The sequence below is a fragment of the Myxococcus sp. AB036A genome, from assembly GCF_006547355.1.
Taxonomy (GTDB): domain Bacteria; phylum Myxococcota; class Myxococcia; order Myxococcales; family Myxococcaceae; genus Myxococcus; species Myxococcus virescens.
Map to the genome: position 1 here is coordinate 1 of NZ_VHLC01000088.1, position 25,848 is coordinate 25,848.

Here is a 25,848-nt window from a genome sequence, read left to right on the forward strand (position 1 = left end):
CGGTGGGGGCTCCGTCCCGAGCCGCTGGGAGGGGGTCAGGAGCACCTGGAAGGTGGAGCCCTTGCCCGGCTCGCTCGTCGCATGGATTTCCCCACCCAGGGCCGTCACCAGGCTGTGGCAGATGGACAGGCCCAGTCCGGTGCCCACCCCGGGCTCCTTGGTGGTGAAGAAGGGGTCGAACAGGCGCGGCAGGTGTTCCTTGGCGATACCGGCGCCCGTGTCCGACACCTCCACGCAGACGTGGCCGTTGCCCGAAAGGCGGGTGACGACGCGGATTTCATGGCGCTCCGGCGTCCCGGAGGGAATGGCCTGGGCGGCGTTCACCAGCAGGTTGAGGAACACCTGTCCCAGGCGTGACTCATTGGCGACCACGGTGGGGACCGCGTCGAGCTGCTTCACCAGGCGGGCGCGGTGACGAATCTCCGTGGTGGCCAGGTTCAGCGTGGACTCCAGCACCTGCCGGACGTCCACTTCCGCGCTCTCCGCTGAGTCCACCCGGCTGAACGTCTTCAAGTCCCGGACGATGCTGCGCACCCGGTCGGCGCCCTGCTGCGCCTCGGCGAGCGCGGCCTGGGCGCTGGCCACCGCCTCCGCCAGCCGGGGCTCCATGTTCCGGGTGCTGGTCGGCAGCGCGCCGGCGAGCTCCTCGCGCGCGAAGGCCAGGTTGGCGGTGAGGTAGGCCAGGGGGTTGTTGATTTCGTGCGCCACGCCCGCGGCCAGTGTGCCGACGGAGGCCATGCGCTGCGCGAGCATCAGCCGCGCCTGCATCTGGTAGCGCTCCGTCAAGTCATGGGAGACGGAGACGATGGAGTCCTCGCCGTCGAAGGGCAGGGGAAAGGTGGTGGACTCCACGTGCAGCACGCTGCCGTCGCGTTTGATCAGCCGACGCTCCTGGAGCGCCGCGCGGCCGGTGCGGAGGGCTTCGTGCATGCGCGCGTTGGCGCTGGCGAAGTCCTCCTTCGGGATGATGTCGGAGAAGTGCTTGCCCAGCAGCTCGTTCACGCTCTCGTAGCCCAGGGCCGTGGCGACCTTGAGGTTGGCGTAGCGCACGCGTGCGTCGGTGTCGAAGACGGCCACCAGGTCCGGCAGGCTGCCGATGAGGGTGCGGAAGCTCACCTCCGAGCGGCGCAGGCTCTCCTCGGCGCGCTTGAGCGGGGTGATGTCCGGGAAGAAGGCGATGACGTGGGGCGTGCCGCCGTAGGGGACCAGGCCCATGAAGAGCAGCGTGTGCCGCAGCTCGCCCTCGCGGGTGCGGTACTGCGCGTCCACGCCGCGCACCGTGCCGTGGCGCCGCAGCGTGTCCATGATTTGCGAGCGGTTCAGGGGCGCCTGCCACAGCGCCAGCTCCATCGTGGTGCGCCCGATGACCTCCTCGCGCGTGTAGCCGAAGAGTTCGAAGTAGGCTTCGTTGGCCGCCACCACGCGCCCCTCGGTGATGGTGGTGATGGACGTGGGCACGGGGCTGACGGCCAGCAGCGTCTCCTTCAGGTCATCTCCGAAGGGCAGGCCCTTGCGGCCCTCGCGCCGGACGAAGCGGCGGTGGGCCAGGTCCAGCCGCAGCGCCAGTTCCTCCTCATCCACGGGCCACGCGAGCACGTCATCGGCGCCGGCCTCCAGGACGGGCCGCAGTCCGCCCAGCGCTCCCCGGTGGCCCAGGAGCAGCAACACGGATTCCTCACCGCCGGGCAGGCTGCGCAGCGCGCGCACCAGCGGGACGCGGGAGGGGTCCGTCCGGGCATCCACCATCACCAGCGCGCACGTTCCGCTGCGCCACGCGGCGGGCACCTCCGCTTCGCGCGTCACGGTGACCACCGTGTGTCCCTGCTCACGCAACCAGGACTCGACTGGCGCCAGGTCCGCCCCTCCCCCCTGGGTGACAATCAGGACCCGCATGGGACACCTCTTGAAGACGAACGCTCATCGTTACACGACGTTTGCTGTTGTAAAAGCGGGGTGCCGTGCCGGTGTGGCGTGCAGGTGACGAAGCGCCCGGGCTGATACACTGGCTTCAGGACCGGGGTGGACCGGTGGAGACAGGGGGAACTCATGGAACGGCGGGGCTTTGACGACAAGACGGCCACCGAGCCGCGGAAGCCACCACCGTTGCCGGTGCAGGTGCCTCGGCGGAACTTCGAAGGGCTCTTCGTCCATGCGTTGAAGCCCACGGGGCCCTTCGCCCAGTCCTTGCGAGACATTGGCTACGACATGGAGGCGTCGCAGGAGTACTACCCGCTGGCGGTGTGGCGGGCGGCGCTGGGGGTGGCCCGTCGCCATGTCTGCGTGGGGCAGCCGCCCGAGGCGGCCAACCGCGTCCTGGGGCACCGCTATGTGGAGGGGTTCGCCCAGACACTGGTGGGTCGCATCTTCGCCACCGCCGCGCCCCTGTTGGGGACGGAGCGGTGTCTGACGCGACTGCCCACGTATCTACGGGCGGGGCGCGAGGACATGAAGATGCTGCTGGAGCCGGTGCAGGCGGGGGAATGGCGCATCCGCGTCGTGGACCCGGACCCGCTGCCGGACTTCGTCGCCGGCGTGGTGGAAGGCGTCCTGCTGCGCACCAAGGTGTTGCCCCAGGTGGAGGTGCTGGAGCGGCAGACCGCGGGGTACGCCCTGCGGGTGCGCTGGACGGGCGCCTGAGCGGGCCTCCGGGCTCCGGGTGGCCGCCTCATCGCCAGCCAGGGAGGCGAGTTCCCACAGGTGCTCCCTCAGTTGTGATTGGCGGCGAAGTGTCCAGTCGTTAAACCTGCCACCCGTATGCACAAGACTCACCTCGTTGGCGCGCGCACGCACAACCTGAAGGACCTGTCGGTCGACCTCTCGGAAGGGGAGTTCGTCTGCGTCACTGGCGTCTCTGGCGCTGGTAAGTCGAGCCTGGCGCTCGACACCCTGTATGCCGAGGGGCAGCGGCGCTTCGTGGAGAGCTTCAGCCCGTACGCCCGGCAGTTCCTCGAGCGGCTGGAGCGGCCGCCCATGGACGCCCTGGAGCCCGTGGCCGCGGGCGTGGCCGTGGACCGGCGCGCGCCCGTGAAGAGCTCGCGCTCCACGGTGGCCACGCTGGCGGACGTGGAGCCGTACCTGTCCGCGCTCTTCACTCGCGAAGCCGTGCCCGTCTGCGGCACCTGCGGCGTGGAGGCGGTGCGGACGGACGCGCGCGTGGCGGCGGCCGCGGCCATCCGCGAGCACACGGACGCGCAGGCCATCCTCACCTTCCCGCTGCGCATCCCCGACACGGCGGCCTTCCTGGACGCGCGGGCCCGGCTGCTGAAGGACGGCTACCACCGGCTGATGGTGCAGGGCGAGGTGAAGGAGCTGGAGTCGCTCCGTCCCGCCGAGGCGACCGACCCGGCTGGAATCGCGCGCGTGGTGGTGGACCGGGTGAAGCTGACGAACGCGCAGCTGTCGCGCGTGACGCAGGCCCTGGAGGACGCGTGGAACCGCGCGGACGGCGAGGCGCACCTCTTCGTCCCGGGGCAGAGCGTGCCCCAGCGGCTGCGGCGCGGGCTGGTGTGCCCCAAGTGCGCGCGGGAGTTCGAGGCCGCGCGGCCCGGCCTCTTCAGCTACCAGTCGCCGGTGGGCGCGTGCGCCGCGTGCCGTGGGTTCGGCCGCACCATTGGCATCGACTGGGGCAAGGTGATTCCCAACCCCGAGCTGAGCCTGTCGCAGGGGGCCATCCGTCCCTGGTCCGGCCAGTCCACCACGTGGGAGCGCGGCATGCTCCAGCGCTGGTGCAAGGCGCGGGGGATTCCGTGGGACAAGCCCTGGGGCCTGCTGACGCCCGAGCAGCGCGAGTCGGTGCTGGAGGGCGAGGGCGACTACGACGACGGCCGCGCCTATCCGGGCGTGCGCGCGTGGTTCCGGTGGATGGAGGGCCGCACGTACAAGATGCACGTGCGCGTGCTGCTGGCGCGCTATCGCGCCTACACGCTGTGCGAGAGCTGCGGCGGCGGACGCCTCAACGCCCAGGCGCGAGCGTACCGCGTGGGCGGGCTGGACTTGCCGTCGTGGCACCACCTGGAGCTGACGGATGCGCTGGCGCGGCTGGACGCGCTGCGCACCACCACGGGGCAGGGGGAGCTGGCGCGGCGCGAACTGGCCGGCCGCCTGCGCTACCTCCAGCGGGTGGGCCTGGGATACCTCACGCTGGACCGCCCCGCGCGCACGCTGTCGGGCGGCGAGGCGCAGCGCGTGTCCCTGACGGCCGCGCTGGGCACGTCCCTCACCGGCGCGCTCTTCGTGCTGGATGAGCCCACCGTGGGCTTGCACCCGGGCGACGTGCCGCCGCTGACGGAGGCCATCGCGGAGCTGGCGGAGCGGGGCAACATCGCGCTGGTCATCGAGCATGACCCGCTGGTCATCCGCTCGGCGCACCGCGTGCTGGAGCTGGGGCCCGGGGCCGGGAAGCAGGGCGGGCGGCTGGTATTCGATGGCACGCCGGAGGCGCTGGCGAAGAAGCAGGACCTGCCCACGGGGCGGCTGCTGGCCGGCGTGGACGAGGTGCCGCGCACGCCGCGCACGCGCACCGGGGCGTTGGTGATTCGGGGTGCTCGCGAGCACAACCTGAAGGACCTCACGGTGGAGGTGCCCCTGGGCGTGCTGTGCGCGGTGACGGGGCCCAGCGGCTCGGGGAAGAGCACGCTGATGGACGAGGTGCTGTACCGGCACCTGGCGCGGCGGCTGGGCGTGAAGGACGTGGAGGCCCCCGGCGCGGTGGACGCGGTGGAGGGCATGGAGGCGGTGAAGGCCATCACCCTGGTGGACCAGTCCCCGCTGGGGCGCACCTCGCGCGGCAACGCGGCCACGTACACCAAGGCGTGGGACCGGCTGCGCGAGCGCTTCGCCTCCGAGCCTGACGCGGAGGTGCGCGGCCTCACGGCGGCGCACTTCTCCTTCAACGTCGACAAGGGCCGCTGCGAGGCCTGCTCGGGCGAGGGCTACGAGACGGTGGAGATGCAGTTCCTCGCCGACGTGGCGCTGCTGTGCGCGGTGTGCCGCGGCCGGCGCTTCAAGGAAGAGGTGCTGGCCGTCCGCCACCAGGGCTTCAGCGTGGCCCAGGTGCTGGAGATGACGGTGGACGAGGTGCTCCAGCACTTCGGCGGCGACGCGGCGCTGAAGCGCACGCTGGGGCCGGTGGCGCGGCTGGGGCTGGGCTACCTGCCGCTGGGGCAGCCGTTGTCCACGCTGTCCGGGGGCGAAGCGCAGCGTTTGAAGCTGGCACGGGCGCTGGCAAGTGAGGCGCAGGGGACGCTGTTCCTCATTGACGAGCCCAGCGCTGGCCTGCACGCGGAGGACGTGCGCCACGTCATCACCGCGCTGAATGCGCTCGTGGACTTCGGCGCGAGCGTGCTGGTGGTGGACCACGACGTGGCGGTGATGAAGGCCTCGGACTGGGTCATCGACCTGGGCCCCGTGGGCGGCCGTGACGGTGGCCGGCTGGTGGCGGAAGGGACGCCGGAGGACGTGGCTCGCGGCAAGGGCGCCACCGCCCAGGCACTGCGGGGCGAGCGCAAGCCGCTGGGCCGCGCGGTGAAGCTGCGCAAGCCGGGCAAGGGCGAGGTTCCCGCCATCGAGGTGGAGCACGCGCGCGAGCACAACCTCCACGACGTGTCGTGCCGCATTCCGCTGGGGAAGATGACCGTCGTCACCGGGCCGAGCGGCTCGGGCAAGAGCTCGCTCGTCTTCGACGTGGTGTTCGCGGAAGGCCAGCGCCGCTTCCTGGAGACGCTGAGCCCGTACGCGCGGCAGTTCCTGCCCTCCATGCCGCGTCCGGATGTGGAGCGCATCAGCTCGCTGCCGCCGTCGGTGGCGCTGGAGCAGCGCACCTCGCGAGCGGGAGCCACCAGCACCGTGGCCACCGTCACCGAGGTGGCCCACTACCTGCGCCTGCTGTTCGCCAAGCTGGGCGAGCCGCACTGCCCGAATGACGACTCGCCCATCACCTCCCTGTCGCCGGACGTGCTCTTCGCGCAGCTCACGGCGATGAAGGGCGAAGGCACGTTGCTGGCGCCCGCGGTGCGCTCGCGCAAGGGCACCTACCTGGACATCTTCGCGGCGGCGGCGCGCGCGGGAATCTCGCGGGCCATCGTCGACGGGAAGCTCGCGTCCACGGATGACCCGCCGCGCCTGGCGAAGACGCGTGAGCACGACATCGACCTCGTCATGTACGAGGGCAAGCTGTCGAAGCTGGAGCGCGACGTCTTCGAGAAGGCGCTGGGCTGGGGCCAGGGCGCGGTGAAGGTGGACACCGGCAAGGGCGAGACGCTGCTGTCCACCGAGCGCACCTGCCCCCAGTGCGGCACCGCCGTGCCGGAGCTGGACCCTCGCTGGTTCTCCTTCAACACGAAGCAAGGCCGCTGCGAGTCGTGCGAGGGCACCGGCATCCAGGGCGGCGCCGAGGCGATGGCCGAGGGCGAAGTCGCGCCGTGCCGCACGTGCGGTGGCAGCCGGCTGGCCCCCGTCCCCCGGGGCGTGCGGCTGGAGGGCGCGCGCTACCACGAGGTGGTGCAGCAGTCCGTGGCGTCCACGCTGGCGCGGGTGCGCGGCTGGAAGTTCAAGGGGGACCGGGCGCTCCTGGGCGAGCCGTCCCGTCAGGAGCTGCTGCGCCGCATGGAGTTCCTGGAGCGTGTGGGCCTGGGCTACCTGTCCCTGGACCGCAACGCCGCCACGTTGTCAGGCGGGGAGATGCAGCGGCTGCGCCTGTCCGCGCAGCTGGGCGCGGGCCTCACCGGCGCCATGTACGTGCTGGACGAGCCCACCATCGGCCTGCACCCGCGCGACACGCACCGGCTGCTGGACAACCTGCGCGCCCTGGTGGCCACGGGCTCCACGGTGCTGGTGGTGGAGCATGACTCGGACACCATCCGCGCGGCGGACCACCTGCTGGACCTGGGGCCCACGGGCGGCCGGGGTGGCGGGCACATCCTGGCTGAGGGGCCGCCGGACGTCGTGCTGGAGAGTGATTCACCCACCGCGCGGGCCTTGAAGGAGTCGCAGGTGCGGCCTCCCTCGGGCCGGGGCGAGGCGAAGCAGTGGATTGAGCTCAAGGGCGCGCGGGCCAACAACCTGAAGCGCGTGGACCTGCGGCTGCCGGTGGGGCGGCTCAACGTGGTGTCCGGCGTGTCGGGCTCCGGGAAGAGCACGCTGATTCGCCAGGTGCTGTACCCGGCGCTGCGCGAGAAGCTGGACCGCGTCACGGCGAAGCCCGGCCCCTTCACCTCGCTGCACGGGGCGGAGGCGGTGAAGCGCGTGCTGTCGGTGGACCAGTCACCCATCGGTCGCACGCCGCGTTCGGTGCCGGCGACATTCCTGGGCATCTGGGACGAGCTGCGCCGCGTGTTCGCGGCCACGCCCGAGGCGAAAATCAAGGGCTTCACGCCCACGCGCTTCTCCTTCAACTCGGCCAGTGGCGGCCGGTGCACCGCGTGCGACGGGCAGGGCGCCATCTCTCATGAGATGTCCTTCCTCCCGGACGTGGTGACGCCGTGCGAGGCCTGCAACGGCGCGCGCTTCGACGCGGCCACGCTGGAGGTGCGCTACCACGGGCTCACCATTGGCGACGTGCTGCGCCTGTCCGCCGACGAGGCCAAGGACGTCTTCAAGGCGCTGCCTCGCGTGGCCGCGCCGCTGGAGTGCCTGGCCGACCTGGGCGTGGGCTACCTCCAACTCGGCCAGGGTTCCAACACCCTGTCCGGCGGTGAGGCGCAGCGCTTGAAACTGGCGGCCGAGCTGACGGCCTCCGCCCGGCACGAGCCCACGCTGTACGTGCTGGACGAGCCCACCACCGGCCTGCACCTGGGCGACGTGGAGAAGCTCATCACCTTCATGGGCCGACTGGTGGACCGCGGCGACACGTTGGTGGTCATCGAGCACCACCCGTCCGTGATTGGCGCCGCGGACCACGTGGTGGAGCTGGGGCCCGATGGTGGCGAGGCGGGAGGCCACATCGTCGCGGAGGGCACGCCCCGCGAGGTGGCGAAGCAGAAGACGCCCACGGGCCGGGTGCTCAAGTCGCTCTTTTCGGATGAGGACACACGCTCGCGTGCCGCGGCGCGGCGGGCGTGAAACGGGCGGGGGACTGGGGCATCCTGGGGAGCGGCATGAAAACCCTCCCTTTGTTGACCCTGGCCTCGGCGCTGGCTTTCACCCCGGCGCTCGCCGCGGCGCCGAAGCCTCCTCCCCCCGCGAAGTCCGAACCCACGAGCGAGAAGAAGCCCATGTCCTTCCATCACCTCTCCGCCAACCGGCTCGATGGCAAGCCGGAGAAGCTGTCCGGCTACCAGGGCAAGGTCGTCCTGGTGGTGAACACCGCGTCGGAATGTGGCTACACGCCGCAGTACGCGGGCTTGGAGAAACTCCACCAGGAATACAAGGACAAGGGCCTGGTGGTGGTGGGCTTCCCATCCAACGACTTTGGCGGCCAGGAGCCGGGCTCGTCGGAGGAGATCAAGAAGTTCTGTGAGCTCCGCTACAAGGTCACCTTCCCCATGTTCGAGAAGGTGAAGACGAAGGGGGACGGCCAGTCGCCCGTCTACGCGTTCCTGTCGCAGCACCACCCCGCGCCTAAGTGGAATTTCCACAAGTACGTGGTGGGCAAGGACGGCCAGGTGAAGGCCGGCTTCCCCAGCGCGGTGACGCCGGACAGCGCCGAGCTGAAGGCAGCCATCGACAGCGCGCTCGCGCAGCCGTAGTCCCCGAGAGGGCGCGTGGGGGCTGGCCCTCTGGTCCCCGCCCTGGAGGCATGCGGCCCTGGCTGGCGCCCTGGCATGGGCGCCGGTGGGGGCTCACCCTGAATGCCGACTCGGCTTGAAGGGAGGCCCCATGGACACCCGGGACACGACGTGGCCGCCGTTGCCGCTGGAGGCGTGGCAGGACACCTACGCCACGTTGCACCGGTACACGCAGGTCGTCGGTAAGGTGAAGCTGGCGCTGACGCCGCCGCAGAACCACTGGTGGAACGTCGCGTTCCGCGTGACGGCGCGGGGCATGACGACGGGGCTCATTCCCTTCGGAAATGGCGCCTTCGAGGTGGACTTCGACTTCCTCTCGCACGAGCTGCACGTGCACGCCAACCGTGGGCCGTCCCGGGTGATGGCGCTGGAGCCCCGGCCCGTCGCGGAGTTCTACCGGGACTTCATGGCGACGCTGCGCTCCATGGGCATCGACGTGCGCATCTGGGAGCAGCCCGTCGAGATTCCCGACGACACCACGCCCTTCGGTGAGGACTGGCACCACGCCAGCTATGACGGTGAAGCCGTGGAGCACTGGTGGCGGGCGCTGCTGCAGGCCACGCTCGTCTTCGAGGACTTCCGCGCGCGCTTCACCGGCAAGTGCAGCCCGGTGCACTTCTTCTGGGGAAGCTTCGACCTGGCGGTGACGCGCTTCTCCGGCCGGCCCGCGCCAGCGCGCCTCGGGGCGGACCCCATCACCCAGGAGGCCTACTGCGAGGAGGTCAGCAGCGCGGGCTTCTGGCCCGGCTCGCAGGCCACCGGCGGCGCGGCCTTCTACAGCTACGCGGCCCCGGAGCCGGAGGGCTTCGCGCGCGCCAGCGTGCGCCCGGCCCAGGCCCGGTACGACGCCAACATCAAGGAGTACCTGCTGGCGTACGACGACGTGCGGCACGCGGAGGACCCGAAGGCGTACCTGCTCGACTTCCTCCAGAGCACCTACGCGGCCTGCGCGGACCTGGGCGGCTGGGAGCGGGAGCGCCTGGAGCGGCCGCTCATCGTCCCCGAGTCCCTGCGCGCGGCCCGCACCGTGGAGGAGGGGACGGTCGCCGAGCAGCCCGCGCCATGAAGCCCGGCCTCGCGGAGGCCCGGCGCCGCGAGGCCGGTGCGCACGGAAAGCCCTCCTCACTTCGCCTTGGGCGGGAAGCGCTCCAGCACGTCCTTCACGGATTCGTCCAGCCGCCGCTGCTGCTTCTCCGCGCTGGCGTTCTCGTCCAGCTCCGCCTGGGCCGTGCCGCGCCAGACGAGCTGCTTGGACTGCGGGTCGACGATGTCGAGGATGAGCGAACCCTCCTCGTACTCACGCAGCTCCGTCTCCGGCATGGTGACGGCGCCGCCCGCGAAGAAGGGGTCCGTGAAGGGACCGCCCCAGGGATAGCCGTAGTAGGCGTCCACCGTCTCCTCCTTCAGCGCGTTGTGGATGGCGCCGTGCCAGCCGATGAGGAAGTCCGGGTTGGCGGTGGACTCCACCTTCTGGTAGCCGCGCGACTGCAGGTAGCGGTCCACTGACTGCTCGACGCGCGCGCCGACGATGGGGTTGTAGACGCGGTCGTCCTTGCCCGTGGGCTGTGGGAGCCAGGCATAGGTGCGGTACCCCTCCAGCTTCTGCGTGGCGGTGGGGTCATAGTTGGTGTTCACGTCGATGCTGGAGCACGCGGCGACAGCCAGCGCCAGCAGCGGTGGGGCGATTCGGGTCAGCAGCCGCAAGGAAGCCTCCTCGGTGGCGGCGCGGTGCGCGCCGTTGCCTCCCTGACGGTAGCCACGGCATGACGAGGCCCCCCTGGGCTGGATGCCCGGTCCTCCCCGGCCCCGGTGCGAGTCCTCTGCCCCGGGGGAGGGGGCCAGCCCGTTCAACGCGCACGTCGATATGAGGGGCACGTCCGGTGCGTTCTCAGGAGTGCCCTCCGTGAGCCGGGCCCCGGGCTCGGAGGTCATGCTCCATTCGTCTTCCCCTCAGGGGCATGCCGAGAACATCGTCATGCGCTCACGCCTTTCGACGTGGGTGACGGCGGGGCTCCTGTTGGGAGCCTGCGGTTGCGCCGTCACGCCCGAGACCCGCCAGCAATTGGTGGAGACCACCAGCGGCAATGCCGTCTACAAGCTGCCGCCGGACGCCCTGGTGACGACGGCACGACGCCTGCTCGTGGAGCAGAAGTACGAGCTGCTCCCCAGCTCGGACCCGCTCTACGTCCACACCACCTGGCGCATCCGGGGCAATACGGACCTGGGCGCCAACTGGTCCCGCGTCTTCGTGCAGGTCCATCCGTTGTCGGATGGCCGCTCCGTGGTGCGGGCCTACCGGATGGACTACACCACCAACGGGCGCGCGCCCTCGCATCCGAGCATGGGCGCCGGTAATCGGGACGCGAAGCTGGGGGAAGGCGCGGCGGCGGCCTCCGTCGCGGGGGAGCCCCTGTCGCCGACGAGGCCCGTCGTGCGCCGCGCCATGGATATCGAATGGGACGTGCTGTCGCGTGTGGAGCCCCGGCTCGCCGCCCACCTCGAGGCCCGCGCGGAGTCGTACCTGGCCACCGGCAGGAAGGACCCGAGCGAGCCCACCGAGGAGTGAGCTCGCCGTCAGGCCCCAAGCCCCCGCGTCAGTGCATACCGCCCTCGTAACCGCTGCGCCCCAATGAGTCCTTTCCGGGCTCCCGCTTCATCTTCTGGCGGCCCTCGCTGCGCGCCAGGGCGAGCGCGAGCCGGGCGCGCTTCTCCTGGGGCAGTGTCTTCGCCAGCGCCAGGTACAGCTCCTTGTCGAGCGCCGCGATGCGCTCGCGTGCCTCGTAGGCACCCAGCGCCGCCGCGTCCACCTGCGCCAGGGCCTCACTGTCACCTCGCGACGCCCGGTGGAGGATGCGCGCCGCTTCACGCACCTGCTTGCGCAGCGGGCGGCGGCGCTCGTCGAAACGCTGGAGCGTCTCCTCCAGCTTCAGCGCCTGCGCGTTGTCCAGGTCCAGGACGTCCGACAGCTCCAGCACCTGCCGCAGCCGCTGCCGCTGCTCCGCGCGCTCCATCCGTTCCTCGACGCGGGCCTCGCGCCCGGTGGGCGCGGCCACCGCCACCCAGGGCAGCAGGGCCAGCATCATCACCGCCATTCGCGTTCGCACCCTCGTCCTCACAGCGTCTCTCCCACATCGATGTCGAACTCTTCGTCCCAGCCCTGGGAGTCCTCGAACAGCACCGCGTCCAGCGGCTCCAGTCCCGCCCAGGCCTCGATGGCGGCCATCGTCTCCGCGTCCAGTTCCTCGACGTCGGTGGCGGGCGTCGCCGTCGCCGTCACCGGCGCCTTCGGTCCCTGGGCTGGCAGCCGCCACGCGCCGGGCACCAGCAGCAGCAACGTCACCGCCGCGACGGTGGCCACCAGCGCGCCCAGCGTCTTCAAGCCCAGACCCTGGCGCCGGGCGCCGCGGCGCCACTCCGACAGCGTGCGCCGGGGCAGCTCCTGGAGCTCCGTCTTCTCCTGGGGCGACAGCGCGGGCAGCGCCACCAGCGAGAGCAGCTCCTTGGATGCCGCGAGCGCCTGCCGGCACCCCTCGCAGCCCTCCAGGTGCTGGATGAGTCCAAGCGCCTCGTCATCCTCCAACGCCCCCGCGGCGTGCAGGTCCAGCCGCTCTTCCTGGTCAGGGCACGCAGCCATCAGTGCTTCTCCTCGGGCGCGCCCACCCGCGCCTTGAGGCGCTTCATCGCATGGTGGAACTGCACCTTCGCATTGTTCTCCGTGATGCCGAGCGTCTCGGCGATGTCCTTGAATGCCAACCCGCCGTCCACGCGCAGCGTCAGCACCTCGCGCTGGCGGCGGGGCAGGGTGAGCACCTCGGCGCGAACCTGCCGTTCGCGCTCGGCCCGCTCCAGCCGGTCCTGCGCGGACTCCGACGAGTCCTCCACCATGTCGTCCGGCCCGGATGCCACCAGCACCGGGCGCCACCGCTGCCCCTGACGGGCGTGGTTCTTCGCCAGGTTGAGCGCGATGCGCACCAACCAGGCCCGGAAGGGCGCCGGTCCCGACGGCGTGAAGCGCGCGAAGACGCGGCGCGAGGCCTCCAACGCGCGCAGGAAGGCGCTCTGCACCAGGTCCGCCGCGTCCTCCGGGCGCGTCACGTAGCGGCGCACCAGCGAGAAGACGAGCGAGCGGTGCCGCGTCACCAGCACCTCGAAGGCCGCCGGCTCACCCTCCAGGAATGCGCGGCAGAGCGCCTCGTCCGGCGCACGCTCCAGGCCCGCCCGGGCCATGCGCGCCGGCAGGGACACCACCTGGCCGCCTGTCTCCCTGATGCTCACGTGGCTCCAACCCCGGACGGAGATAAAGGTTAATTTCGGCCGATTTCTGCCTGTGATTTCTGGTTGTCCGTGAATTACGAGATATTGATCCGGGAAACATGCCTTCCCGAGTTGATGGCGAGCAGGCCGCGCGGGGACAATGGGTGGGCGGTTGTTACCTGGGACGGGGGCATGTTGACCCAAGGAACTGGCTCACGCATCAAGGGCGGCGTGCTCATCTCGCGGCTCAACATGCTGCGTCAGCACGTTGGGCAGGTCGGGGTGGACGCGGTGCTGCGGCGGCTGCCCGCGGAGGACCAGGCGCTGCTGAGGCAGATGTTGCTTCCCGTCGGCTGGTATCCCCTGGAGCTGAACCTGCGGTTGGACGCGGCCATCGCGGGGGTGATGTCGCCCGAGGACAAGGACCGGGCCTTCCTGGAGATGGGGCGCGCTTCCGCCCATGAGGCGTTGCATGGCCCGCAGCACGTCTTCGTCAAGGCAGGCGAGCCGCACTTCCTGCTGAGCCAGGCGCCGAAAATCTACCGCTTCTATTACGCGGTGGGCTCACGCACCTATGAGCAGACAGGCCCGTGCTCCGCGGTGCTGCGGACGTTCGGCGCGGAGAACGTCACCGAGCCGGACTGTCTCACCATCATCGGCTGGCACGAGCGCGCCATCGAGCTGTGTGGCGGCCGCTCCGTGCGCGTCACCCACCCCATGTGCCGCGCCCGGGGCGCACCGCACTGCGAGTACCACTGCTCGTGGGAGTGAGCGCCCGTCAGGGGGCCGGGGCCGGGTTCGCGCGCAGGTCGCGAAGCACGTCGTCCAGGTGCCGGTAGACGCGCACCACCACACGCCATGGTCAAGGCTGATGCCGCGGGCCGAATCATCCAGCCGTGCGAGCAACACACCGTGAAAGCCTTGGGTTTGCCATGGGCCCGCCGGACAGGCGTTCGGCGTTCAGGCTAAGGTCCGCGCCCGTGCGGGCTCCCAGGGACGAGCTGTCTTCGCGGCGGTTTCAACAACGATTGGCCCAGGCCATGGGCGTGACGCGGGTGGCGCGTGTCACCGGCTTGGACCGGACCGGCGTGGAGGTGGCGTGCGCGGTGCGGCCGGGCGGCCACGTCCTCCAGGTGTGTAACGGCAAGGGCCTATCCTACGATGACGCGGCCTGGGGCGCGCTGCTGGAGACGGCGGAGTTGTGGGCGGCGGAGACGGTGGTTCCGGACGCCCTCGTGTGGGGCTCGCGAGCGGAGCTGGATGGCCACCTGGGCGTGCTGTGGGGCGCGGACGAATTGGGCTCGGCGGGGGCGCTGGTGGCGCCGCGCTTGTGGAGCCCGCATGTGCGCTGTGCCTGGCTCGAGGCGCGGGAGCTGTACTCCGGTGAGCCGGTGTGGGTGCCCGCACAGGGCCTGCACGTGCCTCCCGCCGGGAGCCCCGCGTTGGGCCCGGTGGCGGTGGCGTGGACGAGCAACGGCTCCGGCGCGCATCCCGACGCAGGGCGGGCCTTGCTGCACGCGCTGCTGGAGGCCACGGAGCGGGACCAGCTCGCGCGGATGATGCCGGAGGGGTGGACGGAAGAGGTCGTCCAGCGGCGGTTGCTGCGAACGCCCGAACTGGTCGAGCTCGCTCCCGCCGTGGAGGCCCTGGCTGGACCGCTGCGTGAGCGGGGTTTTGGTGTGTACCTCTTCGACGCCACGCCCGCCGCGCGCACGCCGGGCGCGGTGGGGCTGCCGGTGGGCGCGGCGGTGCTGGTGGACCTGGAAGAGGGCCCGGTGCCGCTCACCGCGGGTTATGCGTGCGCGTTGACGCGAGAGGCGGCGTTGCTGAAGGCCTTGCTGGAGGCGGCGCAGTCGCGGCTGACGGACATCCACGGCGCTCGCGAGGACGTGGCCGCCGCGGACCGGGAGGCGGCGCGAGGCTTCGCGGAGGCCTGCGCCCAGGTCCGTCCACGGCGGCGCGCCGCGGACATGCCGGACCTGGGGGCGAAGGCGAAGGGCGCCGCGGCGGGGCAGGTGCGTCAGGTGCTGGCGCAGCTCCAGCGAGCGGGCTTCACGCGGGCGGCGGCGGTGACGATGTCGTCACCGGTCGAGGGCCTTCACGTGCAGAAGGTGGTGGTGCCGGGCATGCGCATCTCGGAGCTCCTATGAAGCGGCGCGCGGACAAGCTCGTGGTGTTCCTGGGGCCCTCGCTTCCAGGGGAAGAAGCGAAGCGACTGGCGCCCTGCACGGTGCTGCCCCCCGCGCGCCAGGGTGACGTGTGGCGCGCGCTGCGGCTGCGGCCCCGGGCCATCGCCCTGGTGGATGGCGTCTTCGAGGCACAGCCCTCGGTGTGGCACCACGAGCTGCTGGCGGCGCTGGAGGCGGGCGTGGCCGTCTTCGGAGGCGGCAGCATGGGCGCCCTGCGCGCGGCGGAGCTGGCGCCGCACGGCGTGGTGGGCGTGGGGCGCATCTTCGAGTGGTACCGCGATGGCGTGGTGGTGGACGACTCGGAGGTGGCGTTGTTGCACGCGGACGGTGAGCACGGCTGGCGCCCGCTCACGGTGCCCCTGGTCAACGTCCGGCACGCGGCGGCATGCGCGGCCCAGGCCCGGGTGCTGACGCGCGATGCGGCCCGGGCGCTCGTCGACGCCGGCCAGTCCGTCTTCTACCAGGAGCGGTCGTGGGCGCGGGTGCTGGAGGCCGTGGCACCTCGCTGGTCCGCGTCCACCCGGGCCGCGTGGGATGCGTGGTTTCCGCACGGCGCGGAGGACCTGAAGCGGCAGGACGCGCTCGCGTGCCTCCGGACGGCGGCGGAGTGGGTGGCCTCGGGTGCGCCCGCGCCGCACGGCGCTCCGCGCGAGCCGTCATCCCTGGTCCGGCGTCGGCGGCTGGTGGATGACGTGACGGCGACGCAGGCGGGGCCCGTGTCCTCGGGGCAGGTGCTGGACGTCCTTCGTGAGTCTCCGAACGCGGCGGCGCTGGCCGAGGCGGGGCTGCGGCGGGCGCTGCTCGCGGGCTGGGCGCGCACCCTGGGGCTGGGCGTCTCCGATGCCGAGGTGGCTGAGGAAGAGGCCCGTTGGTGGCAGGCCCAGCGCGTGCCCGCCTCGCGCCGGGAGGCCCACCTCGCGCGCCTGGGATTGGACGCGGTGGGGCTGCGGCGGCTGTGTGGGGAACTCGCGCTGGAGCGGCTGGTCCTGGCGCATTCGGCGCGCCTGCTGCCGGACGGCCCGTCCTGGGACGAAGCGCTGGCCGCCGAGGCCCGGCTGAGCGGGGCCTGGGCGGACGCCGCCGAGGTGGTGAACCCAACGGAGGGCGTTGGGTCCTCCTGAGCAGCGGACTTACCTCGCGGGTAAGTGAAAACGTGACATCCCCGGGGAAAAGGATAGGGTCAACCCTGGAGGTTGCCCTTGTCCAGCCCCGCTCCCTGGGTGGTTACCGAGTCTTTCGCGCGAATGGCGCCGCCACGGGCCGTGTGTCCCGCGCGTGACGTCACGGGTGGGGCGGGAGGAGGGCAGTGGCCGTGGCCGTGAGGTCGCCTCCCTTCCATCCGGATCAACTCGTCCCGGGCAGCGAGGTCGGCCCCTGGCGCGTGGTGGCATCGCTGGGCTCGGGGGGCTTCGGCCGGGTCTTCCAGGTGGAGCGGGCGGGCCGTCACTACTCGCTGAAGATGGCGCTTCGCCCGGCGGGACTCCACGCGGCGGAGGAAGAGGACATCAACGGTCGGCTGGCGCACGAGGTCGCGGCGCTGCTGGCCTGCGCTCCCCATCCGAACCTCCCGGCACTGCACGCCGTGGACCGCTGGCCCGAGCCTCCCGACGGCTACCTGTACTTCGTCACCGACTACATCGATGGCGAGACGTTCCATGAGTGGCGCTGGCGGGTGAAGCCCACGGCGGCGCACCTGCTGACCGTCTTCACGGAGCTGGTGCGCGTGGTGGCGGACCTGCACCGCCGGGGTGTGCACCACCGGGACATGAAGGGCGACAACGTCCTCATCCGCCGCGAGGACGAGCGCCCCATCCTCATCGACCTGGGCACGGTGCGGCTGCCCGGGGCCACGACGCTGACGGTGGGCGTGGCGCCCGCCGCGCCTCACCTGCTGCCGCCCGAATGCGTCGCCTTCCTGCGTGAGGGCACCTGGCAGCAGGGGGCCAACTTCGACGCGGGTGTTCCCGGGGACCTCTACGCGCTGGGCGCGTTGCTGTACGAGGCGCTCACGGATGGCTACGCGTTCGACCCGAAGCTTCCGTATGACCGCCTGCTGCCGGCCATCGAAACGGTGACGCCGCGCGCGCCCCACGTCGTCAACCCGAAGGTGCCGCGCGCCCTGGGCGACATCGCCCTGCGGCTGCTCGCGAAGCGCCCCGAGGACCGCTACGCCAACACGGAGGCCCTGCTTCAGGCCCTCTGGGACGTGGCCAAGGAGAAGCGGCAGCCCGCATGGAAGGTGTCGTTGGACCGTCCGCCCGAGGGCGCCGACGCGGAGGCGCCGCGGGTGCGCATGGTGCCCGACGCCTCCACGTCCTCGCGGCCCGTCCGTTCTCGGGAGTCGTCCGAGGTCGCTGCGGTGCTGCCCCTCAATCCGGAGCCCCGGGATGCGCCCGCGGCGGATGCGAATGCGCCCGTCACTTCCTCCGAGCCACCCGGAGTGCCCGAGGTCGAGGCGCCCGCCGTGCCCGCACCGGCGGCGCCCGTGGCGGAGACGCCCGCGCCGCCAGCACCGCGTTCGAGGCGCCGAGCCGTCATGGGGTGGGGAGTGGCCGCCTTGCTGGGCGTGGGGTTGGTGGTGTTCGGGGTGAGCCGCCTCGCGATGCCCATCGCGGGAGCCCCGGTTCCTGCCCCGCCTGTTCCCATTGAGAAAGGAAGTCACGCAGTGACGAGTCGTTCTTCGAATCCCTCCGAGATGCCCCTCCTAGAGGCGGTGCCGTCCTCTCCGGACGCGGGCGCGGTCCACGACACGGACGCGCAGGACGAAGTGTCCGCGCAGGTGGCTTCCTCCGACGCGGAGGGGGAAGCAGCCCACGCGTCACCGTTGAAGAAGCGCCCGTCGCCAGGAAGCGCGCTGGGCAAGGCCGCCGCCGTGGCCTGCCTCTCGGCCGCGTGCGCCAGCGGGCCCCAGGTGCGGGACATGCCGCCTCGCATCCAGTGCCCGACGGAGGTGTTGGACTCCATGGCGAAGCTGGGCTTCCACCCGCCCAAGATGATTGGCAACGACTTGACGCTCTCCATGACGCCCAAGGTTTCCGTGCGTCCGGTGCCCGTGCCGCCAGACGGGGAGCCCATCACCCTCTATGCCATCGACGAGGTCCGGAGCGCTTGGAGCGGCCGCCTCCCGAAGGGGAGCCGCTTCTATGGGACGGTGTACCACGGGAAGACGGCCATCTACGGGTGGTTCACGGAGGTGGAGTACCCGGACGGCCGGCGCATCCCCATTTGCGCCAACATCGTGGACAGCGCCGCCCGGGAAGCCGTGGGGATGGAGTATGACCCTTCCAGCACTCCCGGCAGACCGATGATGTTTCCGGGCGTCAACCTGGCGATCTCCCAGGTTCTTGGAGAAATGGGGCACCGCAGGTAGCCCTCCTCCTGTCATGGTGTGGAGGCGTCCTTGCTGGAGGTTGCTCGGCCTTGACTGGTTCGCCCACTTTCATCGTGCTCGCGTGGGGCTTGTTGTGGGCCACCCTGGCGGAGTCCGCGGCGGTGGAAGTGCCTGCGGGTGCCGCCGTGGTGCGGCGAATCGACGTGCAGGCGGGAGGTCTGGCCACGCCGCCGGAGGTCCGTATCAGCCCCGGTCTGTCCACGACCTTGTTCTTCGATGCGCGCATCCGTCCGGAGCAACTGGCGCTCGAAGGCCGTGAGCGGTTCCAGCGCTTCGGCGTGACGGAGGACCACCTCGTGCTGGTGCCCTCGCCCACGTTCCGGGAGGGGGAGCGGCTGCGGCTGGAGGTCCGGTTCCATGATGGCGCCGTGCCGGATCGGGCCGTGTTGGACCTCGTCGTGGATGCCACGCGGCCGGAGCGCCAGGTGGAGATCTACCGCCATGCCCGGTCCGCCGCGTCCTACCGGCAGGAGGTGGAGGAGCTCCGTGCGGGGATGCTCCGGCTGGAGCGCCAGGTGCAGCAGCTCCAGCGCTCCCGCACGGGAGGGGAGTACACGCGCGAGTCCCTGGTGGCGGACATCCGCGACGAGAGCACCGTCATGTTCAGGCGCTGGGCGCCCCGGAAGGTGACGGGTGACTTCGTCGTCCGCCGCGCGAGCCTCGTCCGTCTGTCCCCCGGGTGGGCCGCGCTGCGGCTTTCATTGTTTCCCTCGGAGGCGGGGAGGGGATGGATCGCGGCCGGCGCGGCGCTCACCGACGCCCAGGGCAACCGGATGCGGACGCTCCCTCCCTGGCAGGAAGGACCCTTGGACGCCGCGGGCGGCTCGCCCATCATCATCGTCCTGGAGGAGCCGGAGGCCGCGGACGCCGGCCGGTACACGCTCGAGCTGTGGGATGAGGGCCGCAAGCGGACCTTGAAGTTGGAGGGTTTCCAGGCGCGGTGAGCGCGCCACTTGAGCCTCGCGCCCCGCCGTGTAGGGTGCCGCTCAGGCCGATGACCTCCATTCCCCCGCCCGAGTCCCTTCGCTGCATCAACGCCGATTCCCGCGAGCCGGCGGGCTACCGCGCGGCGTTGGGCGACACCCGCGCCGCGTTGCTCCACACGGACCCGCCGTATTGCCTGCTCACCCGGCGGCGCAAGGGCGGGGACCTGCGAGACACGCGCGCGCACAAGAAGATCGACCAGAACCCCATCGTCCGCTTCGAGACGGTGCGCGACTACCGCGCCTTCTCCGAGGCCTGGCTGTCGCGCGCCACCGCGCACCTGACGCCGGACGCGCCGCTCATCATCTGGACGAACCTGCTGGGCAAGGAGCCCATCCTCACCGCCGCGCGCGGGCTGGGGTACCCGCACCTGCGCGGCGAGTACGTCTGGGGCAAGCGCACCACCGACAAGAACGCCAACGAGCAGACGCTGCGCGTCTACGAAGTCGCGCTCGTGATTGCCCGCACGCCCGCGCCGCCGCTGGCGCCAGGAGATTTGCCCACCGTCTGGGCCGTGGTCGGCGGCTATGACGATGAAGGCGAAGCGAAGCGTTGGGGCGGCCACCCGCACCACAAGCCCTTCTCCGTCCTGGAGCCGCTGGTGCGCACGTACAGCCGCCCAGGGGACACGGTGCTGGACCCCTTCGCGGGCAGTGGCTCCATGCCGTCGGCGGCGCTGCGGCTGGGCCGGCGGCCCGCGTGCCTGGAAATCGAGCCGGAGTGGGCCGAGCGCGTCACCCACCGCCTGCGCGAGACGGCCCGCGAGGAAGCTCAGCGCGCCAGCGCCCGGTAGAGGCGCGTGTCCGCCCACGCGGGGATGTCGGTGGGACGGTGGCCCCACCAGTTCATCACCAGCGTGCGGCGCTGCCGGGACCTTCCGGGCAGCTTCCCGTCGGGAATCTGGTTGTCCGCGTCCAGCACGCCGTGGGTGAGCGTGCCGTCGAACACCACCAGCCGGTTGGGCCGGGGCGTCACCAGGTCGGCGGTGTCCAGCCGCGTGGGAGCCAGGGACGGATTGGCCGGGTCTGGCAGCTCGGGCGTCACCACCAGCGCGCCGCCGCGCACCCGGTTGAGGAACAGCACGGAGGAGATGCGCGGGTGCACCAACTCGCCGGTGCGCAGCGCCAGCTTCTCGTCGCGGTCCTGGTGGAAGTCCACGCGCACGTCCGTCGGGTACATGCGCGACAGCCACCACTCCACGCCGGCCACGCGGCGCTTGCCGGCGATGTGCGGGCGCAGCGTGAGGATGATGTCCTCCACCACGTTGGCCGCGGGGCCGAAGTCGTACCAGAAGGTCGTCTGGTAGGTCTGACGCAGGCGCTCCGTGCCCACGGCGCCCAAGCGTCGCAGCAGGCGGCGGAAGAGCAGGGGGGGCACGGCGTTCTCTGTGAGTCGAACGAGGGTTTCCACGAGGAGGACAGCATGCCATCTTCGCCTACCGCCCGGTGGCGCGGACCATTCTCCTCCGGCGAGGAGGGCTCGGAGATTCGATGAAAGCGCACCAGAAGATGCTCGTCGGCATTGCCTCCGGCGCGGTGGCGGGCCTTGTCGCCAACCTCGTCGCGGGCGGGGCTCCCTGGCTGGCCTTCGTCGTGGACAATGTGGCCTCACCGGTGGGGCAGATCTTCATCCGCCTGCTGCTGATGCTCGTGGTGCCGCTGCTGTTCTCCGCCATCGTCGTGGCCGTGGCGGAGCTGGACCTCAAGCAGGTGGGGCGGCTGGGGGCTCGCACGCTGGGCTACACCGTCGTCCTGTCCTCCATCTCCGTCCTCATCGGGCTGGTGCTGGTCAACACGCTGGAGCCCGGCGCGGGCCTCAGTGACGAGGCCCGGGCGTTGGCCCAGGGCGGGATGACCATCCAGGCGGCCGCCGCGCCGGGAGCGTCCTCGTTCGGCGCGGTGCTCGTCTCCATGGTGCCCACCAACCCCCTCAAGGCCGCGGCGGATGGGGATTTCATCGGCCTCATCGTCTTCTCGCTCATCTTCGGCATGGGCGTGGCGCTCACGCCGAGCGAGCCTGTCCAGCGCCTGCGCGAGTCCATCCAAGGCCTCTATGACGTGATGATGAAGCTTATCGACGGTGTGCTGAGCTTGGCGCCCTTCGGTGTGGCCGCGCTGCTGTTCGCCATGACGGCGCGGCTGGGCTTCGGCATCTTCGTGCAGCTCGCCTCCTACATGGGCACGGTGTTGCTGGCGCTGGGCCTGCACATGTTCGTCGTCTACTCGCTGTCGGTGCGCTTCCTGGGCGGGCGCAGCCCCATCGAGTTCTTCCGCAGCAGCCGGCTGGCCATCGTCACCGCCTTCTCCACGTCGTCATCCAGCGCCACGCTGCCCACCGCGCTCAAGGTGGCGGAGGAGAACCTCAAGCTGCCGCGCAGCGTGTCGCGCTTCGTGCTCACCGCCGGCTCGGCCATGAACCAGAACGGCACCGCGCTCTTCGAAGGCGTCACGGTGCTCTTCCTCGCCCAGGTCTACGGCGTGCCGCTCAGCCTGTCCGACCAGGCGCTCATCATGTTCATCTGCATCCTGGCGGGCATCGGCACCGCGGGCGTGCCGGCGGGCTCCATTCCCGTCATCGCGATGATTCTGGGCATGTTCAAGATTCCGGTGGAGGGCCTGGGGCTCATCCTGGGCGTGGACCGCTTCCTGGACATGTGCCGCACCACGCTCAACGTCACCGGCGACCTGGCCGCCGCCGTCTACGTGGCGCGCGGGGAGACGGCCGACAGCCCGGCCGAAGAGGGAGCCGTGGACCCCTCTGCTTCCTGACGCCGGGCATTTCCCGCCGCACCTTCCCCACAGCAAACGCAGTCCCACCGCAGTCATCGGCAAGGAGCCCCGCATGAGGGTCGCCAAGGATTCCGTCGTCTCGCTCGAATACCGGCTGCACCTGGGAGACGGCCAGGTCATCGACCAGAGCGCGCCCGACCAGCCGCTCTCCTACCTGCACGGGCACCGGCAGATCGTCCCGGGGCTCGAAGGGGCCCTGGAGGGCATGAGCTTCGGCGAGAGCAAGCAGGTGGTGGTGGCGCCCGGCCAGGGCTACGGCGAGCACGACCCGGCGGGCGTGCGCACCGTGCCTCGCAGCATGCTGCCGCCCGGCTTCTCGCCGCAGGCCGGCCAGTCGCTGATGGCGCAGACGGACCAGGGCGACATCCCGCTGCGCATCCAGGAAGTGCGCGATGACGGCGTCGTGGTGGACCTCAACCACCCGCTGGCCGGCAAGACGCTGCACTTCGACGTCACCGTGAAGGGCGTGCGTGCCGCCACGCAGGAAGAGCTCTCCCACGGCCACGTCCACGGGCCGGGCGGGCATGACCACGGCTGACGCTGCCTCCTGACGCGGCGCGGCCAGCCTCCCGGGTTGGCCCGCCCCGTCAAAAGCGGTGCTCGCCGGGGGGCGTGGGGGTGAACTATCTTCGCCGCCCCCATGAGCCAGTCCCCCTCTCAGACGCCCAGTCCCAGCGGCCTCCGCATCCAACCGTCCGACTCGCCGGGTGACGCGGGCGCCTCCGCGGCCCAGGACCCGGAACGTTACTGGCTGGAGCACGTCTACCAGGGTGGGGTGCGTCAGCTCACGGTGCGCGCCGTCATCGCCGGCATGGTGATTGGCGCGGTGATGTGCCTGTCCAACCTGTACGTCATCCTCAAGACGGGCTGGAGCCTGGGCGTCACCATCACCGCCTGCATCCTGGCCTTCGCGGTGTTCGGCACGCTGCGCTCGATTCGGGTGCTGAAGGCGGAGTTCACCGACCTGGAGAACAACGCCATGGGCTCGGTGGCGTCGGCCGCCGGCTACATGACGGGCGGTGGCAACATGGCCGCGGTGCCCGCGCTGCTGATGCTGACGGGCACGCTGCCGTCCTCGGGCTGGCTGATGGTGTGGTTCGCCGTCATCTCCGCGCTGGGCGTCTTCGCGGCCATCCCCATCAAGCGTCAGCTCATCAACGTGGAGGCGCTGCCGTTCCCCACGGGCACGGCCACCGCGGAGACCATCCGTGCGCTGCACGGCCATGGCGAGGTGGCCCGCCGCAAGTCGCGGCTCCTGGGCATCGCGGGCGGCATCGGCGCGCTCGTGGTGGCGCTGCGGGACGCGCGCTTCACGTGGCTGACCAACATCCCGGAGAAGGTGAGCCTGCCCTTCACGATGCTGGGCAAGAAGGCGTCGGCATGGTCGCTGTCCTTCGAGTTCAGCCTGCTGCTGGTGGGCGCGGGCGCGCTGGTGAGCTTCCGCACGGGCTGGTCCATGTTGCTGGGCGCCGTGCTCACCTACGGCTTCCTCGCGCCGGCCATGGTGAGCCAAGGCGCCATCGGTGAGGTGACCTACCGCTCCATCAACAGTTGGATGGTGTGGACAGGCTCGGCGGTGCTGGTGTCCTCGGGCCTGCTCTCCTTCGCCTTCCAGTGGCGCAGCGTGGCGCGCTCCTTCAAGTCGCTGTCCGGCCTGTTCAAGGGAAAGAACGCGAAGGAGGAGGAGGCCGACCCGCTGGCCGGCATCGAGTGCCCGCCCGCGTGGTTCCCCCTGGGCTTCGCGATTCTCGGCCCGGTGGCCGTGTTCCTCATGGCCTACCTGTTCCAGATTCCGTGGTGGGCGGGCGTGCTGGCCATGCCGCTGGCCGTCGTCATGGGCGTCATCGCCAGCCGGGTGACGGGCGAGACGGACACCACGCCCACCAAGGCGCTGGGCCCCGTCACGCAGCTCATCTTCGGCGGCCTGGCGCCGGGCAACATCCCCGCCAACGTCATGAGCGCCAACGCGACGGGCGGCGTGGGGCTCCACTCGGCGGACCTGCTGACGGACCTCAAGTCCGGGTGGCTGCTGGGCGCCAATCCGCGCCAGCAGTTCGTCGCGCAGCTCTTCGGCGTGGTGGCCGGCGCGGCCGTGGTGGTGCCCGTGTTCAAGATTCTGGTGCCAGACGCCAGCATGCTGGGCACGGAGGAGTTCCCCGCGCCCGCCTCCATGGTGTGGGCCGGCGTGTCGAAGCTGCTCGCCACGGGCGTGGCCGCGCTGCCGGGCTCGGCGCGCATGGGCGCGCTGTGCGGCGCGGCGCTGGGCATCTTCCTGGTGCTGCTGGATCGCTGGGCCCCGGCGAAGGCCAAGGCCTACGTGCCGTCCCCCGCGGGCTTCGGGCTGGCCATCGTGATTCCGGGCTCCAGCTCCATCGCCTTCTTCCTGGGCTCGGCCATTGCCGCGCTGCTGCGCCGCACGAAGCCGAAGCTGGCGGAGGACATGGTGCTGCCGGTGTCCTCCGGCTTCATCGCCGGGGAGAGCCTGCTGGGCATCGGCATCGCGATGGCGAAGGCCTTCGGCGTGATGCCCAAGTAGGCGGCCGCGGGGCGGGGCGCCTCAGTCCACCCGGAAGGTGGAGAACGAGGCGCCCGCCACGAAGCGGAAGGTGGGCGTGTCCATGCCGGCGCCCACGCCCGGCCCGCCCAGGACGTAGAGGTCCAGCCAGGACAGCGCGTGCTTGCGGATGGCCACCAGCAACTCGCCGCCCGGACGGCCCCCTTGCAGCGGCAGCCCCGCCACCAGGCTCACCTCGCCGCGCGTGCTCTCCCCGGCCCGCGACGTCACCGTGGCGCCCAGCCGCAGCTCGCTGCCGATGACGTCCTGGGAGAATCCGGACACGCTGGCGAGCTCGTGCTTCTTGCGCACCAGCACGCCGGCCTCACCGCCCACCTGCCACGTCTCCGCCAGGAAACCGACCTGCAGGCGGGGGTGCACCGCGTAGTCGTCCCGGGCCAGCAGCGCCGTGCTGCCCACCGGGAGCGCGGCCGACACGTCCGCCGCCAGCTGGAAGCCAAAGTCCTGACGCTTCAGGGCCGCGCGCAGGCCCAGCCACGGCGTTCCCATTCCCGAGCCTTCCGGGGCGTTGAAGTCCCGGAAGCGCGTGCCCCCCTGGCTGACGATGAAGGGCACCTCCGCGGCGACCTGGAGCCACGGCAGCACGCCGTAGGCGGCCGTCAGGTCCATGGTGAAGCGGTCCTCCACCAGGCCACGGCCGCTACCTGGCTCCCAGCGACGTTGGAAGGTGAAGGGGAGCTGCTCGTAGTGCCCCTGGACCGACATCCGCAGCGCGCCCTGGGGCAGCGTGCGGCCCGTGCCCACCATCAGCGAGCCCAGCGCCGCCGGGTCCAATTCCAGGCGCTGGAGGTTGAAGGAGGGGAGCGACCGGCCCTGGGCCCGCGCTTCAGCGGGGCCAACGAACAGGGCCAATGAAGACAACACAGAGACAAGCGCAAGCGCAGGCCGGGACGGCAAGACGCGCCTCCAATGAAACACGACGTGAATGCGACGGCCCGAAGTC

General features: G+C 71.2%; 21 protein-coding genes. 14 read left to right on the plus strand and 7 right to left on the minus strand.

The genetic code is table 11. The features are described 5' to 3' along the window. Positions 1–1,893: PAS domain S-box protein (locus tag FL344_RS28625; RefSeq protein WP_141620769.1), on the minus strand; the 1,893-nt coding region annotated here is incomplete at its 3' end. 153 nt (positions 1,894–2,046) lie between these two features. Between FL344_RS28625 and FL344_RS28630 the strand changes: the two genes are divergently transcribed. The 4 genes from FL344_RS28630 (at position 2,047) to FL344_RS28645 (ending at position 9,789) form a co-directional block, all read left to right on the plus strand. Further along, positions 2,047–2,637, plus strand: coding sequence for a DUF2378 family protein (locus FL344_RS28630; protein WP_141593053.1), 591 nt, complete (start codon positions 2,047–2,049; stop codon positions 2,635–2,637). A gap of 117 nt (positions 2,638–2,754) precedes the next feature. Then, positions 2,755–8,058, plus strand: a complete 5,304-nt coding sequence (gene uvrA / locus FL344_RS28635; RefSeq protein ID WP_141620770.1) for an excinuclease ABC subunit UvrA — start codon at positions 2,755–2,757, stop codon at positions 8,056–8,058. A 35-nt stretch (positions 8,059–8,093) separates the two neighbouring features. Further along, complete coding sequence (locus FL344_RS28640; protein WP_090489934.1) at positions 8,094–8,684, plus strand: glutathione peroxidase; 591 nt, start codon at positions 8,094–8,096, stop codon at positions 8,682–8,684. Positions 8,685–8,814: 130 nt separating this feature from the next. Then, complete coding sequence (locus tag FL344_RS28645; protein ID WP_194863293.1) at positions 8,815–9,789, plus strand: DUF5996 family protein; 975 nt, start codon at positions 8,815–8,817, stop codon at positions 9,787–9,789. 56 nt (positions 9,790–9,845) lie between these two features. Here the strand turns inward: FL344_RS28645 and FL344_RS28650 are convergent, their stop codons facing one another. Next, entirely contained in the window at positions 9,846–10,427 is a 582-nt protein-coding gene (locus tag FL344_RS28650) for a DUF4136 domain-containing protein (protein ID WP_141593056.1), read from the minus strand. Positions 10,428–10,698: 271 nt separating this feature from the next. Here FL344_RS28650 and FL344_RS28655 point away from each other — a divergent pair, with 271 nt between their 5' ends. Further along, positions 10,699–11,289, plus strand: a complete 591-nt coding sequence (locus FL344_RS28655) for a hypothetical protein (protein ID WP_194863294.1) — start codon at positions 10,699–10,701, stop codon at positions 11,287–11,289. Between the two features lie 28 nt (positions 11,290–11,317). On the opposite strand, the gene FL344_RS28660 is transcribed toward FL344_RS28655, so the two are convergent. The 3 genes from FL344_RS28660 to FL344_RS28670 are packed head-to-tail and all read right to left on the minus strand — an operon-like array spanning position 11,318 to position 12,998. Then, entirely contained in the window at positions 11,318–11,839 is a 522-nt protein-coding gene (locus FL344_RS28660) for a hypothetical protein (protein ID WP_141593058.1), read from the minus strand. Continuing rightward, positions 11,836–12,357: a zf-HC2 domain-containing protein gene (locus FL344_RS28665; protein ID WP_141620773.1), complete on the minus strand. Its 522-nt coding sequence runs from the start codon at positions 12,355–12,357 to the stop codon at positions 11,836–11,838. The genes FL344_RS28660 and FL344_RS28665 overlap by 4 nt, the downstream gene beginning before the upstream one ends. Continuing rightward, positions 12,357–12,998: an RNA polymerase sigma factor gene (locus FL344_RS28670; RefSeq protein WP_141620774.1), complete on the minus strand. Its 642-nt coding sequence runs from the start codon at positions 12,996–12,998 to the stop codon at positions 12,357–12,359. Before FL344_RS28670 ends, FL344_RS28665 begins: the two co-directional genes overlap by 1 nt. 171 nt (positions 12,999–13,169) lie before the next feature. Between FL344_RS28670 and FL344_RS28675 the strand changes: the two genes are divergently transcribed. The 6 genes from FL344_RS28675 to FL344_RS28700 all read left to right on the plus strand — a co-directional run bounded on the left by FL344_RS28675 (position 13,170) and on the right by FL344_RS28700 (position 20,334). Next, positions 13,170–13,748: a TIGR02265 family protein gene (locus tag FL344_RS28675; RefSeq protein WP_228558374.1), complete on the plus strand. Its 579-nt coding sequence runs from the start codon at positions 13,170–13,172 to the stop codon at positions 13,746–13,748. A gap of 209 nt (positions 13,749–13,957) precedes the next feature. Beyond that, entirely contained in the window at positions 13,958–15,127 is a 1,170-nt protein-coding gene (locus FL344_RS28680) for a YcaO-like family protein (protein WP_141620775.1), read from the plus strand. Further along, on the plus strand, positions 15,124–16,287 hold the full coding sequence (locus FL344_RS28685; RefSeq protein WP_141620776.1) for a TfuA-like protein: 1,164 nt from the start codon (positions 15,124–15,126) through the stop codon (positions 16,285–16,287). Before FL344_RS28680 ends, FL344_RS28685 begins: the two co-directional genes overlap by 4 nt. A gap of 191 nt (positions 16,288–16,478) precedes the next feature. Then, positions 16,479–18,536, plus strand: coding sequence for a serine/threonine-protein kinase (locus FL344_RS28690; RefSeq protein ID WP_228565454.1), 2,058 nt, complete (start codon positions 16,479–16,481; stop codon positions 18,534–18,536). 50 nt (positions 18,537–18,586) lie between these two features. Further along, positions 18,587–19,501 (plus strand): DUF2381 family protein, encoded by a 915-nt coding sequence (locus tag FL344_RS28695; RefSeq protein WP_141620778.1) that lies wholly within the window; start codon positions 18,587–18,589, stop codon positions 19,499–19,501. 50 nt (positions 19,502–19,551) lie between these two features. Next, positions 19,552–20,334 carry a DNA methyltransferase gene (locus tag FL344_RS28700; RefSeq protein ID WP_090489541.1) on the plus strand — a complete coding sequence of 261 codons (783 nt, stop codon included), beginning with the start codon at positions 19,552–19,554 and terminating at the stop codon, positions 20,332–20,334. On the opposite strand, the gene FL344_RS28705 is transcribed toward FL344_RS28700, so the two are convergent. Then, entirely contained in the window at positions 20,313–20,951 is a 639-nt protein-coding gene (locus FL344_RS28705) for a 2OG-Fe(II) oxygenase (RefSeq protein ID WP_141620779.1), read from the minus strand. The two genes, FL344_RS28700 and FL344_RS28705, sit on opposite strands and share 22 nt — an antisense overlap. Positions 20,952–21,031: 80 nt before the next feature. Here FL344_RS28705 and FL344_RS28710 point away from each other — a divergent pair, with 80 nt between their 5' ends. The 3 genes from FL344_RS28710 to FL344_RS28720 all read left to right on the plus strand — a co-directional run bounded on the left by FL344_RS28710 (position 21,032) and on the right by FL344_RS28720 (position 24,866). Beyond that, positions 21,032–22,309 (plus strand): dicarboxylate/amino acid:cation symporter, encoded by a 1,278-nt coding sequence (locus FL344_RS28710; RefSeq protein ID WP_141593067.1) that lies wholly within the window; start codon positions 21,032–21,034, stop codon positions 22,307–22,309. A gap of 73 nt (positions 22,310–22,382) precedes the next feature. After that, positions 22,383–22,868 carry a peptidylprolyl isomerase gene (locus FL344_RS28715; protein WP_141593068.1) on the plus strand — a complete coding sequence of 162 codons (486 nt, stop codon included), beginning with the start codon at positions 22,383–22,385 and terminating at the stop codon, positions 22,866–22,868. 102 nt (positions 22,869–22,970) lie between these two features. Next, complete coding sequence (locus FL344_RS28720; RefSeq protein WP_141620780.1) at positions 22,971–24,866, plus strand: OPT family oligopeptide transporter; 1,896 nt, start codon at positions 22,971–22,973, stop codon at positions 24,864–24,866. 21 nt (positions 24,867–24,887) lie between these two features. On the opposite strand, the gene FL344_RS28725 is transcribed toward FL344_RS28720, so the two are convergent. Next, positions 24,888–25,757 (minus strand): flagellar motor protein MotB, encoded by an 870-nt coding sequence (locus FL344_RS28725; protein ID WP_228565455.1) that lies wholly within the window; start codon positions 25,755–25,757, stop codon positions 24,888–24,890. Between the last annotated feature and the right edge of the window lie 91 nt (positions 25,758–25,848).